This window comes from Candidatus Kurthia intestinigallinarum (assembly GCF_003991225.1).
GTDB classification, from domain to species: domain Bacteria; phylum Bacillota; class Bacilli; order Bacillales_A; family Planococcaceae; genus Kurthia; species Kurthia populi.
Genome location: NZ_JTFC01000044.1, coordinates 39,641 through 56,663 on the forward strand (window position 1 = coordinate 39,641; position 17,023 = coordinate 56,663).

At 38.2% G+C, this 17,023-nt stretch carries 19 protein-coding genes and 1 other annotated feature; all 19 genes read right to left on the reverse strand.

Features of this window, described 5'->3' with window-relative positions; all coding sequences use genetic code 11:
• Window positions 1–90 precede the first annotated feature (90 nt).
• Entirely contained in the window at window positions 91–516 is a 426-nt protein-coding gene (gene rplK / locus QI30_RS18115; RefSeq protein WP_139995853.1) for a 50S ribosomal protein L11, read from the reverse strand.
• 182 nt (window positions 517–698) lie between these two features.
• Window positions 699–1,232, reverse strand: coding sequence for a transcription termination/antitermination protein NusG (gene nusG, locus QI30_RS18120; protein ID WP_126991982.1), 534 nt, complete (start codon window positions 1,230–1,232; stop codon window positions 699–701).
• Window positions 1,233–1,330: 98 nt separating this feature from the next.
• Entirely contained in the window at window positions 1,331–1,516 is a 186-nt protein-coding gene (secE, locus tag QI30_RS18125) for a preprotein translocase subunit SecE (RefSeq protein ID WP_126991983.1), read from the reverse strand.
• A 49-nt stretch (window positions 1,517–1,565) separates the two neighbouring features.
• A complete protein-coding gene (rpmG, locus tag QI30_RS18130; RefSeq protein ID WP_010290442.1) occupies window positions 1,566–1,712 on the reverse strand; it encodes a 50S ribosomal protein L33 in 147 nt (48 codons plus the stop codon).
• A 79-nt stretch (window positions 1,713–1,791) separates the two neighbouring features.
• Window positions 1,792–2,385 (reverse strand): RNA polymerase sporulation sigma factor SigH, encoded by a 594-nt coding sequence (gene sigH / locus QI30_RS18135; protein ID WP_233600632.1) that lies wholly within the window; start codon window positions 2,383–2,385, stop codon window positions 1,792–1,794.
• A gap of 63 nt (window positions 2,386–2,448) precedes the next feature.
• Window positions 2,449–2,979, reverse strand: a complete 531-nt coding sequence (locus QI30_RS18140; RefSeq protein WP_126991984.1) for an NYN domain-containing protein — start codon at window positions 2,977–2,979, stop codon at window positions 2,449–2,451.
• A 13-nt stretch (window positions 2,980–2,992) separates the two neighbouring features.
• Window positions 2,993–3,718: a 23S rRNA (guanosine(2251)-2'-O)-methyltransferase RlmB gene (gene rlmB / locus QI30_RS18145; protein WP_233600633.1), complete on the reverse strand. Its 726-nt coding sequence runs from the start codon at window positions 3,716–3,718 to the stop codon at window positions 2,993–2,995.
• 140 nt (window positions 3,719–3,858) lie between these two features.
• Window positions 3,859–4,278 (reverse strand): Mini-ribonuclease 3, encoded by a 420-nt coding sequence (locus tag QI30_RS18150; RefSeq protein WP_126991986.1) that lies wholly within the window; start codon window positions 4,276–4,278, stop codon window positions 3,859–3,861.
• 5 nt (window positions 4,279–4,283) lie between these two features.
• Entirely contained in the window at window positions 4,284–5,684 is a 1,401-nt protein-coding gene (gene cysS, locus QI30_RS18155; protein ID WP_126991987.1) for a cysteine--tRNA ligase, read from the reverse strand.
• A 124-nt stretch (window positions 5,685–5,808) separates the two neighbouring features.
• Window positions 5,809–6,021, reverse strand: a binding site (T-box leader).
• 100 nt (window positions 6,022–6,121) lie between these two features.
• On the reverse strand, window positions 6,122–7,582 hold the full coding sequence (gene gltX, locus QI30_RS18160; protein WP_126991988.1) for a glutamate--tRNA ligase: 1,461 nt from the start codon (window positions 7,580–7,582) through the stop codon (window positions 6,122–6,124).
• An 80-nt stretch (window positions 7,583–7,662) separates the two neighbouring features.
• The gene (gene ispF / locus QI30_RS18165) at window positions 7,663–8,139 is read right to left on the reverse strand and encodes a 2-C-methyl-D-erythritol 2,4-cyclodiphosphate synthase (RefSeq protein ID WP_126991989.1); all 477 of its coding nucleotides are present in this window, start codon (window positions 8,137–8,139) and stop codon (window positions 7,663–7,665) included.
• Between the two features lie 4 nt (window positions 8,140–8,143).
• A complete protein-coding gene (gene ispD, locus QI30_RS18170; RefSeq protein ID WP_126991990.1) occupies window positions 8,144–8,830 on the reverse strand; it encodes a 2-C-methyl-D-erythritol 4-phosphate cytidylyltransferase in 687 nt (228 codons plus the stop codon).
• A gap of 79 nt (window positions 8,831–8,909) precedes the next feature.
• Window positions 8,910–9,989, reverse strand: a complete 1,080-nt coding sequence (locus QI30_RS18175) for a PIN/TRAM domain-containing protein (protein ID WP_126991991.1) — start codon at window positions 9,987–9,989, stop codon at window positions 8,910–8,912.
• 92 nt (window positions 9,990–10,081) lie between these two features.
• Complete coding sequence (gene radA, locus QI30_RS18180; RefSeq protein WP_126991992.1) at window positions 10,082–11,458, reverse strand: DNA repair protein RadA; 1,377 nt, start codon at window positions 11,456–11,458, stop codon at window positions 10,082–10,084.
• 87 nt (window positions 11,459–11,545) lie between these two features.
• The gene (locus QI30_RS18185; RefSeq protein WP_126991993.1) at window positions 11,546–14,002 is read right to left on the reverse strand and encodes an ATP-dependent Clp protease ATP-binding subunit; all 2,457 of its coding nucleotides are present in this window, start codon (window positions 14,000–14,002) and stop codon (window positions 11,546–11,548) included.
• Entirely contained in the window at window positions 13,992–15,089 is a 1,098-nt protein-coding gene (locus QI30_RS18190) for a protein arginine kinase (RefSeq protein WP_126991994.1), read from the reverse strand. The genes QI30_RS18185 and QI30_RS18190 overlap by 11 nt, the downstream gene beginning before the upstream one ends.
• Window positions 15,082–15,621 carry a UvrB/UvrC motif-containing protein gene (locus QI30_RS18195; protein WP_126991995.1) on the reverse strand — a complete coding sequence of 180 codons (540 nt, stop codon included), beginning with the start codon at window positions 15,619–15,621 and terminating at the stop codon, window positions 15,082–15,084. The genes QI30_RS18190 and QI30_RS18195 overlap by 8 nt, the downstream gene beginning before the upstream one ends.
• A gap of 12 nt (window positions 15,622–15,633) precedes the next feature.
• Window positions 15,634–16,107, reverse strand: a complete 474-nt coding sequence (locus QI30_RS18200; protein WP_126991996.1) for a CtsR family transcriptional regulator — start codon at window positions 16,105–16,107, stop codon at window positions 15,634–15,636.
• A 157-nt stretch (window positions 16,108–16,264) separates the two neighbouring features.
• Window positions 16,265–16,588, reverse strand: a complete 324-nt coding sequence (locus tag QI30_RS18205; protein WP_126991997.1) for a DUF4870 domain-containing protein — start codon at window positions 16,586–16,588, stop codon at window positions 16,265–16,267.
• Window positions 16,589–17,023: the final 435 nt, after the last annotated feature.

A 17,023-nucleotide genomic window follows, 5' to 3' on the forward strand; every position in this document is an offset into this window, starting at 1 on the left:
TCCCACGAATAAAGGTTGCGGGTGTTTCAAATATCGCTATAAGAAACATTCGCAACCTCCAAAAACAATACTTTTATCAAGTAATGAGTATTAGTCTTCTACGACAATACCCATGCTACGTGCAGTACCTTCTACCATTAACATAGCAGCTTCTACAGAACCTGCGTTTAAGTCTGGCATTTTAGTTTCAGCGATTTCGCGAACTTGGTCACGTTTCACTGTAGCTACTTTTTTCTTGTTTGGTTCACCAGAACCAGATTTAATACCTGCTGCTACTTTAAGTAATACTGCAGCTGGTGGAGTTTTTGTAATGAAAGTGAATGAACGATCTTCAAATACAGAAATCTCAACTGGAATGATTAAACCTGCTTGGTCTTGTGTACGAGCATTGAATTCTTTACAGAATCCCATGATGTTAACACCTGCTTGACCTAATGCAGGACCTACTGGTGGCGCTGGGTTTGCTTTACCAGCTTGAATTTGAAGTTTTACAACTTTAACAACTTTTTTAGCCACGAGACACACCTCCTTAAGTCCGTGATGTGGTAATTGGGTTGCCCCTCCCACTCAAATATCTGTCTGTCGGCTTATTTCCGATAACATTAAAAATTACTGTTAGTCGACTATAACTTAGTCATAGTCTGACCTAAAAAATAATAACACTTTTAATTATGCAAGGCAAGCATAATTAAACCAAATTAAACTTTTAGTACTTGATCGAAAGCTAATTCCATTGTTGTTTCGCGTCCGAACATATCTACTGTAACTTTAATTTTTTCTTCAGTAGCAAGGATTTCTTCTACCTTCCCTTGGAAATGAGCGAATGGTCCTTCTAATACTTCAACAAGATCACCTACAGCGAAATCAAGATCAACACTTTTCTCGCTTTCAGCCATTTTAGTTAAAATATGTTCTACTTCTTCAGGTAATAATGGAGTTGGTTTAACCCCACCACCTGAAGAGCCAATGAAACCTGTAACACCTGGTGTATTACGTACAACGTACCAAGCATCATCTGTCATGATTAGTTCAACTAATACATAACCAGGGAATGTTTTACGCATATATGTTTTTTTACGGCCATCTTTTACTTCTGTTTCTTCTTCTTCAGGAACGATGACACGGAAAATTTTATCTTGCATACCCATCGTTTCAATACGTTTTTCTAGGTTTAACTTTACTTTGTTCTCATAACCAGAGTAAGTATGAACGACATACCAATTTTTTTCCATAATTAACAGGACTAAATTGTCCTTTCCCTCCTTTTTTTAAAGGCAAATGAAAAAACCCGCTTTTACGGGCTCCTTCAAAAATATTAACATTTTTTCGCTTATAAATCCAAGTACATGCGGAATAATTTTGATATTCCTAAATCGACTAGCATAAAGAACACTGCCATAAAGAGTAATGTAGAAAGTACAACTAGTGTGTATTTGCTAAGCTCTTTACGTTTAGGCCAGCTAGTTTTACGCATTTCAGAAAAAACATTGCTGAAAAATTTTTTAAGCTTTCCCATCCAACCTAACCTCCGAATAAAAATAAAAATCTTTTATGATTAACGAAATTTATCTTGTTTGTTTGTGTAATGTATGTTCATTACAGTTCGAACAATATTTCTTTAATTCCATTCTTTTTGAGCTATCCTTTGGGGCAGGTAAATTATAATTACGAGCGCCGCATTTTTCGCAGCATAGCACAACTTTGTTTGCCATAATAAAAATCACCTTTCAGGCATTTGTCCTTATACAGACTATCATCTAATACCATAAGCTGTCAATAAAGCACATTGTGTCAGTTTGCAGTCAATTGTTGCTCAAGTTTACGTTTAATTCGTTGTAAGGCGTTGTCAATTGACTTCACATGGCGCTTTAATTGTTCAGAAATTTCTTGGTAACTACATCCATCAATATAAAGCGCTAGGACTTTTTGTTCAAAAGGACTTAATAACTCGTTGATACGCGATTCCATATCTAAAAATTGTTCTCGATGTACAACAAAATTTGCTGGGTCTTCACTGGCATCTGTTTGTAATAAATCCATTAATGTACTTGCTTGATCTTCATCCCCTACAGGTTTATCAAGTGATACATACGAATTTAACGGAATATGTTTTTGTCGAGTAGCTGTTTTAATTGCTGTAATAATTTGACGTGTAATACATAGTTCTGCAAATGCTTTAAATGATGCTTGGTGCACATCACTAAAGTCACGCACAGCTTTAAATAAACCAATCATTCCTTCTTGAATGATATCTTCTTTATCTGCGCCAATTAAAAAATAAGATTTCACTTTAATTCTTACGAGCGGCTTATATTTTGTAATCAAAAAATCAAGTGCTTCACTATCGCCTTGCCTAGTGAATCTAACGAGTTCTTCATCGGTCATACTACTATACTGGTGCTGCAATTTACTTGTTATCACAAAATCACCCCAACTATTAATGTCCGTCTATTTCAAGCCACGACGCATATTTTCTAGCTTACTTTGTGTTTCAGCATCTAATTGAACTCGATTTGAAAACTTTCGTTGACGCGCATAGTCTTTATTAACTGTTTGCGTAATTTGCCGCTGTGATTCCCGAACTGCTGTAAACAATTCAGAAGCCGGCATGCGTAGTGCCCCATTCCCAAAAATAACACTTTGCTCTGCCATATCTGAAGTTGCAACAGTAATGCGTGTTAAGCGACCATATTTTTGGATTTTATCCATCGTCAACGCTTCAATACACTCATCTGCTGTTTCTTTTACACGCGTATAAATGATTTCTACATCATGTTGTTTTTCTTTTGTAGCAACGCCTGGGACTTGATACGCATCAAACACAACAATAATCTTATATTGTGAATACGCTTGATATTCAGCTAATAGCTCAATTAATCGATCGCGTGCGTCAATTAGTTGATGCTTATCTTTTAACTGTTTCAATTCGCCCCAGTCACCGATCATGTTATAGCCATCTACGATCAAAATGTCCTTCATAAGCATCCCTCACTTATAGTTCGTGACGTTTACGGTACACTTCATACATCAAAAGCGATGCCGCTACAGATGCATTTAAAGATGTAACATGGCCAACCATCGGTAAATTATAAAGGAAATCACATTTTTCTTTTAGAATGCGGCTCATACCTTTACCTTCACTGCCAATAATAACAGCTAATGGTAATGTAGCATCCATGCGACGGTAATCTTGTGAACCTTTCGCATCTGTACCCGCAATCCAAACGCCTCGTTCTTTTAACTCATCAACTGTTTGCGATAAGTTATTAACACGTACCGTTGGAATGTATTCAATTGCACCTGTTGAAGATTTTGCAACAACAGCAGTTAATGATACAGAACGACGTCTCGGAATAATAATACCGTGTGCTCCAACTGCATCAGCTGTACGCATAATTGAACCTAAGTTATGTGGGTCTTCTAATTCATCTAAAATCATGATGAACGGGTCTTCGCCACGCTCTTCAGCAATTTTGAATATATCATCTAATTCTGCATAGTTATATGCTGCAACTGACGCAACAACACCTTGATGATTTTCGGAAGATAAGTTATCAATTTTTTGCTTCGGTACGAATTGAACAACAATACGACGTTCACTCGCCATATCTAAAAGTTCTTTAATACCGTTCTTTTTAACGCCTTCAGCAATCCAAATTTTATTGATATCGCGTGTTGAACGAAGTGCTTCCAAGACGGGGTTTTTACCCGCAATCATTTCTTTTGAATGATCTACTTCTTGTTCTACTTCTAGTACATTTTCTGTTTTTTGTTCACGCGCAGGACTGCGGTCACGGTCATATCTACGTCCGTCGCGGTCCTGTTTGCGGCCATTTTTATAATCTCGTTCATATTTCATTATTTTGACACCTCATTTTTTTCTTCGACTGTGTCGATTGCATACTGAATAATACTGTCTACGCGTTCTTGTTGACCTAGTAAATATAAATAACCAATAACTGCTTCAAAAGCGGAGCTATAGTTGTAAGTTTGTACATCTGTATTTTTTGGCACGGAACCAGATTTTGCATTGCGGCCACGGCGTAGCACCGCAAGCTCCTCTTCCGTAAAATAGTTTTCAGCCTTCATTTTAAGAACGACCATTGCTTGTGCTTTTGCAGAAACATAATGCGTTGCTTCACGGTGCAACACTTTTGGCTTCACACGACCTGAGCGTAATAAGTGCTCACGAATAGCGATTTCTAAAACCGCATCTCCCATATAAGCTAAAGCTAGTGCATTTATTTGTTTAACATCTGCATCTCGAAGTTCTCCCACTTCTCTTAACCTCGTTTCCATCTTACGCCTTGGCGTGTATCTTCTAAGATAATATTCATATCTTTTAATTGGTCACGAATTTCATCAGAACGTGCGAAATTGCGATCTTTACGTGCTTGTTGACGTTCCGCAATCAATGCATCAATTTCTTCGTCTAATAATTCTTCTTTAACATTTAAAATAATACCCAATACGCCTGCTAACTCATCTAATACATCGATTAAAGCTTTAAGCGTTTCTTCGTTTGTATTATCTTCGTTTAAATATTTATTTGCGGCTGTTGATAATGCAAATAATGTTGCGATAGCATTGGCTGTATTAAAATCATCATCCATTGCTGATGTAAAGTTTTGACGTTCCGCCTCAATTGTTTCAAATATCGCTTCATTTTTCTCTGCTAAATTTGCTGTGCTTTCTAAACGGTGCACTAAATTTTTACGAGATGTCCGTAGACGATCCAGTCCATTTTGTGCAGCTTCTACTAAATCTTGTGCAAAGTTGATTGGGTGACGATAATGAACAGAAAGCATGAAGAAACGTAACACTTGTGGATCGATTTGTTGAATAATATCATGTACAAGAATGAAGTTACCAAGTGATTTTGACATTTTTTCATTATCGATATTAATATAACCATTATGCATCCAATAGTTTGCAAATTGTTTCTCTGTATATGCTTCTGATTGCGCAATTTCATTTTCATGATGTGGGAAAGTTAAATCTTGTCCACCCGCATGAATATCGATTGTATCACCAAAATGTTCATGAACCATAACAGAACATTCAATATGCCACCCCGGGCGACCTTCTCCCCATGGGCTTTCCCAGAAAATCTCGCCTGGTTTTGCAGCTTTCCATAATGCGAAATCAAGTGCATCTTCTTTTTTCTCACCTGTTTCAATACGAGCACCAATTTTTAAATCATCTACTGATTGATGAGATAATTTACCGTAGCCTTTAAATTTACGTGTACGGTAATAGACATCACCTTGTGATTCATAAGCAAAGCCTTTTTCTACTAGTACAGCAATAAAGTTAATAATAGCATCCATATGTTCTGTAACACGAGGATGCGAATCAGCTTTTTGGCAACCTAACGCTGTAATGTCTTCAAAGTACGCATTAATAAAACGTTCTGTTAGTTCCGGTACTTCCTCACCTAGTTCATTTGCTGCTTTAATAATTTTATCATCTACATCTGTGAAGTTAGATACATAATCAACCTTAAATCCACGGTAAGTTAAATAGCGACGTACTGTATCGTAAACGATTACCGGACGTGCATTCCCAATGTGAATGTAGTTATAAACAGTTGGTCCGCAGACATACATGCGTACCTTTCCTTCTTCAATCGGCACAAAGTTTTCTTTTTCACGAGTTAATGAGTTAAAAATTTGAATAGCCATGAGCGATCATCTCTCCTTTAAATAAACATCGTTTCTATACGTTGATCCAGCGATAATCGTATTGTTCTCATTCCCTTACGATTAAAACATAATCACGAAAAAAAGCGTCCCTATCTACTAAATAGACAGAGACGCTGTATGCGCGGTTCCACTCTGATTGGAAAAAACTTTCCCACTCGTAGTCTATTAACGGTGACGAACCGGTCATGCCTACTAACATTTCAACATAACACTCAGAGGTGCATTTCTGCGATGTCTCAACTCAAGTCACTCTCAGCCAGTGGTGACTCTCTCTTTAGAGCATACAACGCATACTTTTCCTCTTCAACGTTTTGAACTGGATAGATTTATTGTACAATGAAACCTCAATTTTGAAAACTAAAACAAAAAAAGAGGGAGTCGTCTAATACGACATCCCTTCTTTTTATTTAAAACGATTAGCCTAGTTGTGCGTCTAAACGTTTTACAACTGTATCTTTACCTAAGATTTCAATTGCATCTGCAAGTTCTGGACCGTGCATTTCGCCAGTAGTTGCTACGCGGATTGGCATGAATAGGTTTTTACCTTTATGACCTGTTTCTTTTTGAACAGCTTTGATCGCTTTTTTAATTGCTGGAGCTTCAAATTCTTCTAATTCAAGAAGATTCTTTTTAAATGTTGCAAGCACTTCAGGAACTTGTTCGCCAGCTAATACTTCTTTTTCTTCGTCGTTTAATTCAACGTGATCTTGGAAGAACATTTCAGAAAGCTCAACGATTTCAGCACCGAAGCTCATTTGTTCATGGTAAAGACCGATTAATTTATCTGCCCATTCAGCTTCTTCAGCTGTTGGATTTTCAGCAACACGACCTGCTTTTTGTAAGAATGGAAGGCAAAGTGCCACAACTTCTTCATGAGTTAATTTTTTCATGTATTGGTTATTCATCCATTTTAATTTTGTCATGTCATACATAGAAGGAGATTTTGTTAAACGTTTTTCATCAAATTGCTCGATTAATTCGTCCATAGAGAAAATTTCTTCTTCGCCTTCTGGAGACCATCCAAGTAACGCAAGGAAGTTAATCATTGCAGCTGGTAAGTAACCAAGGTCTTTATATTGAGAGATAAATTGGATAATTGATTCATCACGTTTTGATAATTTTTTGTGATTTTCGTTAATGATTAGAGTCATATGACCGAAGCGAGGAGCTTCCCAGCCAAATGCTTTATATACCATTAATTGTTTTGGAGTGTTAGATAAATGTTCTTCACCACGGAATACGTGTGACATTTCCATTAGGTGGTCATCTAATACTACCGCGAAGTTGTAAGTTGGGATGCCGTTTGCTTTAACGATTACCCAGTCACCAATATCTTTAGATTCGAACGTAACTTCACCACGAATTAAATCATCTACTACATATGTTTCGTTTTCAGGAACTTTGAAGCGGATTGTGTAAGGTGCGCCTGCTGCTTCTTTTTCTGCAACTTGTTCAGCAGTTAAATGACGGCAAGTACCTTTGTACATTGGCGCCGCTACGCCTGCTTCACGTTGCGCTTCGCGTTCTGCTTCTAATTCTTCTGAAGTACAGAAACATTTGTAAGCCATGCCCATATCGATTAATTTTTGAGCAGCATCTTTGTATGTGTCTAAACGTTCCATTTGACGGTAAGGAGCGTATGGACCACCGATTGCAGGTGATTCAACAGGCTCAATCCCCATCCAAGCTAAGTTATGAAGTTGTGATTCTTCGCCACCTTCAATGTTACGAGCGATATCTGTATCTTCAATACGGAAGATAAAATCTCCGTCGTAATGTTTTGCGTATAAGTAATTGAATAGTGCTGTACGAGCGCCACCAATGTGTAAATGTCCAGTTGGACTTGGGGCATAACGTACACGAACTTTTTTAGTCATGATTAAAATCCTCCTATTTTGTCGAGAAAAAATTCAACTTTTTTAATTTTACCACTCGTGATATGAAATTTAAAGCGGCCTTACTTTTTAATTAGAAGAATTGTTGCCATTGCAGCGATTCCTTCTTTACGTCCTACAAAGCCTAATTTCTCTGTAGTTGTCGCTTTTACATTTACTTGTGAAGGCTCTGCATGTAAAAGTTCTGCGATACGATTGCGCATTTGCTCAATATATGGGGCCATTTTTGGTGCTTGTGCCATAATCGTGCAATCAACATTTCCTAGCGTATATCCTTTTGCTTCAACCTTATCCCAAATGAATGACAGGAGTTTTGCAGAATCTGCACCTTCCCATTCTGGATCTGTATCAGGGAAATGATGACCAATATCCCCCTCACCAATCGCACCTAATGCTGCATCTGTTACTGTGTGTAATAATACATCTGCATCTGAATGACCTAGTAAACCTTTGTCACTTGGCACCTCAATACCGCCAATGATTAATGGGCGTCCTTCTGCAAACTCATGTACATCAAAACCTTGTCCTACACGAAACATATAATTATCCTCCAATACGTTGGTTTAAGATTGCTTCACCAAAAACCAAATCTTCTTTTGTTGTTATTTTAACATTTTCATAGCTACTCTCAACCATATATACAAATTCGCCCTCACGCTCAACAAGCATTGATTCATCTGTTCCTAAAAATCCATCTTGCTCAGCATGATTTTCTGCGTATTGTAATAATTCAAAACGAAATGCTTGTGGTGTTTGAATCATCCACAATGTCGAACGGTCGACTGTTTCTTGAATAATCCCCTCTTCAACACGTTTCATTGTATCCTTTGCACGTACACCTGCGATTGCTGCACCTTTTTGTTGTGCCGCTTCTACCAATTTATGAATAGTTGGTTCTAAAATAAATGGACGTGCCGCATCATGAACAAGTACGATGTCACCATTTCCGATAGCTTTCATACATGACTGCACACTATATTGGCGCTCAGCTCCTCCGGTTGGCATCGCTTTTACTTTTGTAATGTGGTAGTGCTTAAGTAAATTTTGAATAAACTCGCGCTCGCTATCTTTCACTGCTAAATAGATACCGCGACACCATTCATCTTTCTCAAATACCTCTAATGTATGAATTAAAATAGGTTTTTCTTTCAACTCCAGAAATAATTTGTTTTTTCCAGCACCCATTCGTTTACCACTACCAGCTGCCGGTAAAATAACATCATATACCATTTATTACACTCCCTCACCGTTCCATTAGCTTTATTGTATTAAAAAAATGGCTGAAGCGCATAGCTTCAACCATTGTCAATTATTTTTTCGGTTTTGCAAAAATCATACGACCAGCAGATGTTTGAAGCACACTTGTTACAATAACAGTAATCGCATCCCCGATATACGATTTCCCATCCTCGACGACAATCATCGTACCATCATCTAGGTAAGCAACACCTTGATGATGTTCTTTCCCTTCTTTGATGACGACGACATGCATTTCTTCGCCAGGAATAACAACTGGTTTCACAGCATTTGCTAACTCGTTAATATTTAATACTTGAACATTGTGGAGTTCACATACTTTATTCAAATTAAAATCATTTGTCACAATTTGCGCGCCACCCATTTTCTTCGCAAGGCGTACTAATTTTAAATCCACTTCTGGTACATCGTCAAAATCCACTTCTGTTAACAAAACTGTCGTTAACGGATCGTCTTGAAGTGATTTTAAAATATCAAGACCTCGACGTCCCTTTGTTCGCTTTAAAGTATCCGAAGAATCTGCTATATGCTGTAGCTCGGTTAGGACAAACTGTGGAATAACAAGTGTCCCCTCAACAAAGCCTGTACGACAAATATCAGCGATACGACCATCAATAATGACACTTGTATCTAATAATTTGTAAGAGGCTGGCGATACTAGAGATTCCTCTTTGCTATCCTCGCTTTTTTTCTTCGATGAACGTGATGTAAATACACTCATTAATTCTTCACGGCGTTTAAAACCAACCTGAAACCCTAAATAGCCGAGCACAATTGATAAAAGAATCGGTAATACTGTTGTTACTATTGGAATACGAATGCTGTCTAGCGCAAAACCAACAAGATACGCAACGATTAACCCAATAATTAAACCTAGTGTACCAAATAGTAAATCACCACTAGGCTCCTTTAATAATTTCTCCTCAAGCCAACGAATAAACTTTACAAAATAGTCTGCAATAAAGAACGATACAATAAACAAAATAATCGCACCTATTAAAACAGAAACATACGGGTTATTAATCCATGGATTATTGGATAAATGAATGAGCTTGTATAAAGGCGGTAACAGGACTAACCCTAGTGTTCCTCCAATCAACAGGAATACGACTTGAATAATTCGTTTTAACATACATGCACCTCCCCTTTAATTGACTATTATACAGATTATTCCTAAATTACGCTTCATTCAGCCCTGTTGTAACGAGAATGAAATAATTAGCACTACAGTTCACGGAATGCTTGTTTTAAAGCTTGGTCAACACGCTCAACACCAATGACTTCGATTCCTGCTGGAAAATCCCAGCCTCCGATATTTGAAGTTGGGATAAAGATACGTTTAAACCCTAGTTTAGCAGCTTCATTCACACGCTGTTCGATACGTGTAACACGACGTACCTCACCTGTTAACCCTACTTCACCTGCAAAACAATCGGTTGGATTAGCTGATAAATCTTTAAAACTTGAAACAATACTAACAAGTACAGCTAAATCAATAGCTGGCTCATCTAACTTCACACCACCAGCCACTTTAATAAATGCATCTTGTGCCTGTAACATAAACCCCATCCTTTTTTCTAGAACAGCCATTAATAATGACACACGGTTTTGATCTAACCCTGTCGCCATACGTTTTGGATAATTAAAACTTGATGGTGATACAAGCGCTTGAATTTCTACAAGAATTGGGCGAGTTCCTTCCATCGATGCAACAATTGTTGACCCCGGTGCTCCTTGCGAACGTTCTTCAAGGAACATTTCAGATGGATTTAAGACTTCTTTTAGCCCTCCATGAACCATTTCAAAAATCGCGATCTCATTCGTTGAGCCGAAGCGGTTTTTTTGGCTACGTAAAATACGATGGTTATGATGACGCTCTCCTTCAAAGTACAGTACGGTATCAACCATATGCTCTAAAATACGTGGACCCGCGATTTGTCCCTCTTTCGTTACATGTCCCACTAAGAAGATGGCAATATTTTTTGTTTTTGCAATACGCATTAATTCCCCTGTACATTCTCGAACCTGTGATACACTACCTGGTGCTGACGTCACTTCTGGGTGATGTACCGTTTGAATAGAGTCAATAATGACAAACTTCGGTTGTGTCTGCTCGATTGTCTCACTAATCATTTCAAGATTTGTTTCAGCATAAATATAAAGTTCTGGTGACTGAACACCTAAACGCTCTGCACGTAATTTTGTTTGGCGAATCGATTCTTCACCTGACACATAAAGCACCCGATGATTTTTATTCGATAATAATGCCGATACTTGTAGCAGTAATGTAGATTTCCCGATGCCCGGGTCCCCACCAATTAAAATAAGAGAGCCTGGTACAATACCGCCACCTAACACACGGTTAAACTCAGTTAATTCTGTTGGAACACGCTGCTCTTCCTGTGTTTCTACTGAAATAATGGGTGTTGCTTTAGCTGACACAATTTCAGAATGCTTAAATGCTCCACGCGGGCCTTTCGCAACAACTTCTACTTCCTCTACCATCGTATTCCACTGACCACAGCCTGGACAACGCCCCATCCACTTAGCTGTTTCATAGCCACATTCATTACAAACAAATTTTGATTTCTTCTTTGCCATAATACCCTCCCGTAAAACGATTATACGTTTATTATAAAACAAAAAAGGAACGCCTTAATAGTACAGACGTTCCCATTTTTAAATTTATTATTTCTCAGTAGTTACTGGGGCTGGTTCTTTTGTTGAAACGATAAATTTTCCGTCTGCATCAACATCGAACACAACAACTTGACCTGTTAATACTTCACCTTTCAAAATCTCTTCTGACAAGCGGTCTTCAACATGTTTTTGTAGTGCTCTTCGGATAGGTCGTGCCCCGTATTCTGGGTCATAGCCTTCCTCTGCAATTTTATCTAGTGCAGCCGGTGTTAATTCAAGCTCAATATGTTGCTCCGCAAGACGTTTTGTAAGCTGTTCAGCCATTTTCCCAACAATTTCTGCAAGCTCTTCTTTCTTAAGTGCATGGAAGACAATTGTTTCATCAATACGATTTAGAAATTCTGGGCGGAATGCTTTTTTCAGCTCTTCTAACATAACGCCTTTTGCAGTTTCTTCTGTTTTCGCTGTTTCTTGGGCACCAAAGCCAACTGACTTACGATATTTCAATGCTTCTGCACCAATATTTGATGTCATGATGACAACTGTGTTACGGAAATCAACAACGCGACCTTTTGAATCTGTTAAGCGACCATCATCTAAAACTTGTAACAAGATGTTGAACACATCTGGATGCGCTTTTTCAATTTCATCTAGTAACACAACTGAGTAAGGTTTACGACGAACTTTTTCAGTCAATTGACCACCTTCATCGTAACCTACATAACCTGGAGGTGAACCAACAAGACGTGAAGTCGAATGTTTCTCCATGTACTCAGACATATCGATACGAATCATCGAATCTTCATCACCAAACATAACTTCTGCTAGTGCACGACCAAGCTCTGTTTTACCAACACCTGTTGGACCAAGGAAGATAAATGAACCGATTGGACGTTTTGGATCTTTTAATCCAGCACGGGCACGACGGATAGCACGAGAAATTGCTTTTACCGCTTCACTTTGCCCTACTACACGTTTGTGTAATTCTTCTTCTAAGTTCAACAATTTCTCAGATTCTTCTTGAGCGATTTTCGCTACTGGAATACCTGTCCACATTGCAACAACTTCGGCGATGTCATTCACTGTTACTTCTGATTCAGAACGACCTTGTTTTTCTTTCCATTCTTTTTTCGTTGCTTCTAACTCATCTTTTAATTTTTGCTCAGAGTCACGTAGGTTCGCCGCTTTTTCAAACTCTTGGCTTTGAACTGCTGCATTTTTCTCAGCTTTTACACTCTCTAATTTTTGTTCAAGTTCTTTTAAATTAGGCGGTGTTGTATACGAACGTAAGCGTACTTTTGAACCGGCTTCATCCATTAAGTCAATTGCTTTATCTGGAAGGAAGCGGTCTGAAATGTAGCGATTACTTAATTGAACTGCTGCTTCTACTGCTTCATCGGTAATTTTCACACGGTGATGCGCTTCATAACGATCGCGCAGACCACGGATAATTAATACAGCTTCTTCGGGAGTAGGCTCATCAACTTGAATCGGTTGGAAACGACGTTCAAGTGCTGCATCTTTTTCAATATATTTACGGTATTCATCAAGTGTTGTGGCACCGATACATTGTAGTTCTCCACGAGCTAATGATGGTTTTAAAATATTCGATGCATCAATTGCACCCTCTGCACCACCAGCGCCAATTAATGTGTGTAACTCATCAATAAATAAGATGACATTGCCAGCTTGGCGAATTTCATCCATTACTTTTTTCAAACGGTCCTCAAACTCACCACGGTATTTTGTACCCGCTACAACTGTACCCATATCTAGAGTCATAACACGTTTGTCGCGTAAAATTTCTGGTACTTCATTGTGAATAATTTGTTGTGCTAGTCCTTCAGCAATCGCTGTTTTACCAACACCTGGTTCACCAATCAAGACAGGGTTATTTTTTGTACGACGTGATAACACTTCAATGACACGCGTAATTTCTTTACTACGTCCAATCACTGGATCTAAGCTACCTTCACGTGCGATTTGAGTTAAATCACGCGCTAAGCTATCTAATGTAGGTGTATTTGCTGTCGGTGCAGCTGAAGCATTACTACCTGCATTTGTATCATGATTACCAAGTAGTTGTAGCACTTGTTGACGGGCTTTATTTAAGCTAACACCCGCATTGTTTAATACGCGTGCTGCAACACCTTCACCTTCACGAATTAGTGCTAATAAAATATGCTCTGTACCGATATATGTGTGACCTAATTTACGCGATTCATCGACGGATAATTCGATCACTTTTTTCGCACGTGGCGTATAGTGAACGACTGGACCCACATCTTTAGTACCGACACCTACAAGTTTTTCAATACCTTCTTCAATTACTTCAGGCGTCACTTCAATTGCTTCTAATGCTTTTGCTGCAATGCCGCCGCCTTCACGAATAAGGCCAAGTAGAATATGTTCTGTGCCGATCGCATCATGTTTCATGCGAATTGCTTCCTCTTGTGCTAATTGTAGAACCTTTTGAGCTCGCTGAGTAAAGTGGTTAAACATCATATGAATCGTCTCCTTTTTCACGCTGTCTCACATTATTTAATATCTCTCGTAATAATGTGGCACGATAAACATCTCTTTCATTTGGCTTTAATGTAGTGCCAACGTATTGTTGTAAAAAACCTGGTTGAATAACCAACATACATTTATTTAAAACCTTTGTAGGAATGTTTTCAATTAGTCCTAAATCTATACCCAATCGCACGTTAGATAAACAATTTGCCGCTTCATCAGACGTTAAAATACGGGCATAATGTAATGTTCCTAATGAACGATTTACTCGGTCATTCATAATGGTCTCCGCATGATCTAATAGGGCTTTTCTAGACTCTGTTTCTCGTTGTACGATTTGTTCTGCTAATGATTGTAAGTCTGTCAAAATCTCTTCTTCTGATTTACCTAGTGTTACTTGATTTGAGATTTGATAATAATTACCTACAGCTTCTGTTCCTTCGCCATAAATCCCACGAACGACCATACCAAGCCGAGGCATCATACTAATAATTTGTTCCATTTGATCAGTCATTGTTAACGCTGGTAAATGCATCATAACCGAAGCACGCATACCCGTTCCTGTATTTGTTGGACAGCTTGTTAAGTAACCAAACTCTTCATCAAATGCATACGGGACATACTCTTCTAAATAACGATCAAGTGTATCGGCATTGAAATAGGCTTTTTCTAAATCTAGTCCCGGCTCAATACATTGAATACGCAAATGATCTTCTTCATTAATCATAACACTCACTGATTCATCATCTGAAATAACAACAGATGCAGAACGGTCTTTATGCGCTAACTGTGGGCTAATTAAATGTTTTTCGACGAGCACCTTCTTTTGAAGAATCGGCGTCGTTGCGATATCAATATGCGTGAAGTGCTGATCAAGTGTTTCTGCATCAAGCAACACATTTGAAATGGTTTGATCCAATTTAAATGCTTCATCTTCTGAAAAAGCTCGGGGAAAGCGGTAATCTTTCAAATTACGAGCTAGACGAATTCGGGTACTCATAACAATATCGCCATGTTCTACATCGCCCGCCATCCATCTCACATCAGTCGCATTAAAAAAAGTATCTTTTTTATCCATTCAAATCACCGCCATGCAATTCTTTTTCAAGCTTTCTTGCCTGGTCGCGTAGTGTAGCAGCGTCTTCAAAACGCTCCTCTTCTACAGCCTTCTTCATGTCATTACGCAACCCTTCAATTTCTTGCTTTAATTTATAGGTTGCATTGACTGCACCAGGCATTTTTCCAACGTGTCGTGTTGCCCCATTATGAAGACGCTTCATCACTTGTGGAAGTTCATCGCGAAATGCATCGTAACATGTTGGACAATTGAATTTACCATCATGTAGAAATTGCTTGTATGTCATACCACAATTCGGACAAATTAAATGCTCCTCCTGTTGCTGGCTTTTCGGTGCATTTGCTGACCATGTAGGAATACCAAACCAGTCTGCAAAAAGCTGTTGCAATGGTACATGTTCATTCTGAGAATGATCATGCTGATGTAATTGTTGGCTACAAATCTCGCAATAATGTTTTGTGATTTGCTGACCATTTTTCACTTGCGTTAAGGTTATTGTTGCAGGTCTTTGCTTACAATTTTCGCAGATCACTTCACACACCTCTTATCTCTTAGGAATATCGTATTTTAATGTCGTTAGCATCGCGCGTAAGATTCGTGCGCGTACTTCATCACGTAATGGCAAGTTGAGCGCTAATATTTGTCGATCGACAGCCGCCAACATCATTTTCGCTTCTCTTTTTGAAATAACTTCTTCATTAATAAGACGGAAAATGATATCTTCTGCAACTTGTTGTGGTGCAGAAATCCCTAGTTGTTGAATGGTTTCATCAATCAAATCAGCACTCGAAGTTATTTGAACGCGAACGATACGAATATACCCTCCGCCTCCACGTTTACTTTGTACCTGATACCCACGTTCCTCAGTAAATCTGGTATTAATAACATAGTTAATTTGCGATGGTACACATTGAAATTTATCAGCGATCTCACTACGTTTAATTTCAATTAAGCCATTTCCTTCTAATTCAATAACTTCCTTCAAATATCCTTCAATAATGTCGGAAATATTTCTCATTTGCTGTCCTCACCTCGCTTGCCTTACTGACTTTGACTATCTTTGACTATATTATATTCAATTCAAAATTCGATTACAAATATTTGGCTCATAAAATGTGTAAAACCTATTCTCTCATTTCGATATAAAAAAACCATGCCGCAGCATGGTTTTACGATTAAAAGAATTTTTTAATAATTGGGTATTCCCAGTTGTCGTCCTGTATTGCTTTTACGATACCTACAATTGGCACGATTACGGTCATTGCTACGAAGACAACTAAGAATGGCAGACCGATTAAAAGTGCACTGAATATCGCTGAAATGAAAATTAACACGCCCATCAAGATTTGGAATAGCAAGGCTTGAATCGATATTTTTTTAACTGAAGCATCATCAACAAATAAATAAAATAAAACTGGGATAAGGTATGGTGCGAAAAATGGACTTGCATGCACAATCACTTTTAACCATTTAGTAGATTCAACGTTTTTATCGTTCATTTGAATAGTCCTTTCTATTATGTGGTAGTTATTCTACGGGATAAGCTATAAAATAGTTTCATTCTAGCTATAAACCGTTTGGAAACATTTTTTAGCAGTCGACGTCCTTTCTAATATCACATGATGAAAGGGATGTTTCTTTTGAAGAAAGCATTGCTTACAGCAGGAATTACTATTTTATGCCTCGCTGTTTTACTCGTTATGCCCTACTGCCTTTTAAAGAGCTCGTATGATTCAAGCGACTCTGTTGACCATAAAAATATACACTCGATATCGAACGGAAATAGCGGTGAAAAAATTGCTGTTTGGTTATCAAGTGACCGTTAAAGCCATGTATTTTCATGGCTTTTTGTTTTGATTAATTTTCTTTTACGTTTGTCGACATTAGGGTATGGATATGGGACAATATTAATAACTACGGAGAAAAAGAGGCGT

What these genes read in the sequence shown, in the direction of transcription:
- nusG (WP_126991982.1), bottom strand. Translation starts at nt 1,232, where the DNA reads ATGGAAAAAAATTGGTATGTCGTTCATACTTACTCTGGTTATGAGAAC.
- secE (WP_126991983.1), bottom strand. Translation starts at nt 1,516, where the DNA reads ATGGGAAAGCTTAAAAAATTTTTCAGCAATGTTTTTTCTGAAATGCGT.
- rpmG (WP_010290442.1), bottom strand. Translation starts at nt 1,712, where the DNA reads ATGGCAAACAAAGTTGTGCTATGCTGCGAAAAATGCGGCGCTCGTAAT.
- sigH (WP_233600632.1), bottom strand. Translation starts at nt 2,385, where the DNA reads ATGACCGATGAAGAACTCGTTAGATTCACTAGGCAAGGCGATAGTGAA.
- QI30_RS18140 (WP_126991984.1), bottom strand. Translation starts at nt 2,979, where the DNA reads ATGAAGGACATTTTGATCGTAGATGGCTATAACATGATCGGTGACTGG.
- rlmB (WP_233600633.1), bottom strand. Translation starts at nt 3,718, where the DNA reads ATGATTGCGGGTAAAAACCCCGTCTTGGAAGCACTTCGTTCAACACGC.
- cysS (WP_126991987.1), bottom strand. Translation starts at nt 5,684, where the DNA reads ATGGCTATTCAAATTTTTAACTCATTAACTCGTGAAAAAGAAAACTTT.
- gltX (WP_126991988.1), bottom strand. Translation starts at nt 7,582, where the DNA reads ATGACTAAAAAAGTTCGTGTACGTTATGCCCCAAGTCCAACTGGACAT.
- ispF (WP_126991989.1), bottom strand. Translation starts at nt 8,139, where the DNA reads ATGTTTCGTGTAGGACAAGGTTTTGATGTACATGAGTTTGCAGAAGGA.
- ispD (WP_126991990.1), bottom strand. Translation starts at nt 8,830, where the DNA reads ATGGTATATGATGTTATTTTACCGGCAGCTGGTAGTGGTAAACGAATG.
- QI30_RS18175 (WP_126991991.1), bottom strand. Translation starts at nt 9,989, where the DNA reads ATGTTAAAACGAATTATTCAAGTCGTATTCCTGTTGATTGGAGGAACA.
- radA (WP_126991992.1), bottom strand. Translation starts at nt 11,458, where the DNA reads ATGGCAAAGAAGAAATCAAAATTTGTTTGTAATGAATGTGGCTATGAA.
- QI30_RS18185 (WP_126991993.1), bottom strand. Translation starts at nt 14,002, where the DNA reads ATGATGTTTAACCACTTTACTCAGCGAGCTCAAAAGGTTCTACAATTA.
- QI30_RS18190 (WP_126991994.1), bottom strand. Translation starts at nt 15,089, where the DNA reads ATGGATAAAAAAGATACTTTTTTTAATGCGACTGATGTGAGATGGATG.
- QI30_RS18200 (WP_126991996.1), bottom strand. Translation starts at nt 16,107, where the DNA reads ATGAGAAATATTTCCGACATTATTGAAGGATATTTGAAGGAAGTTATT.
- QI30_RS18205 (WP_126991997.1), bottom strand. Translation starts at nt 16,588, where the DNA reads ATGAACGATAAAAACGTTGAATCTACTAAATGGTTAAAAGTGATTGTG.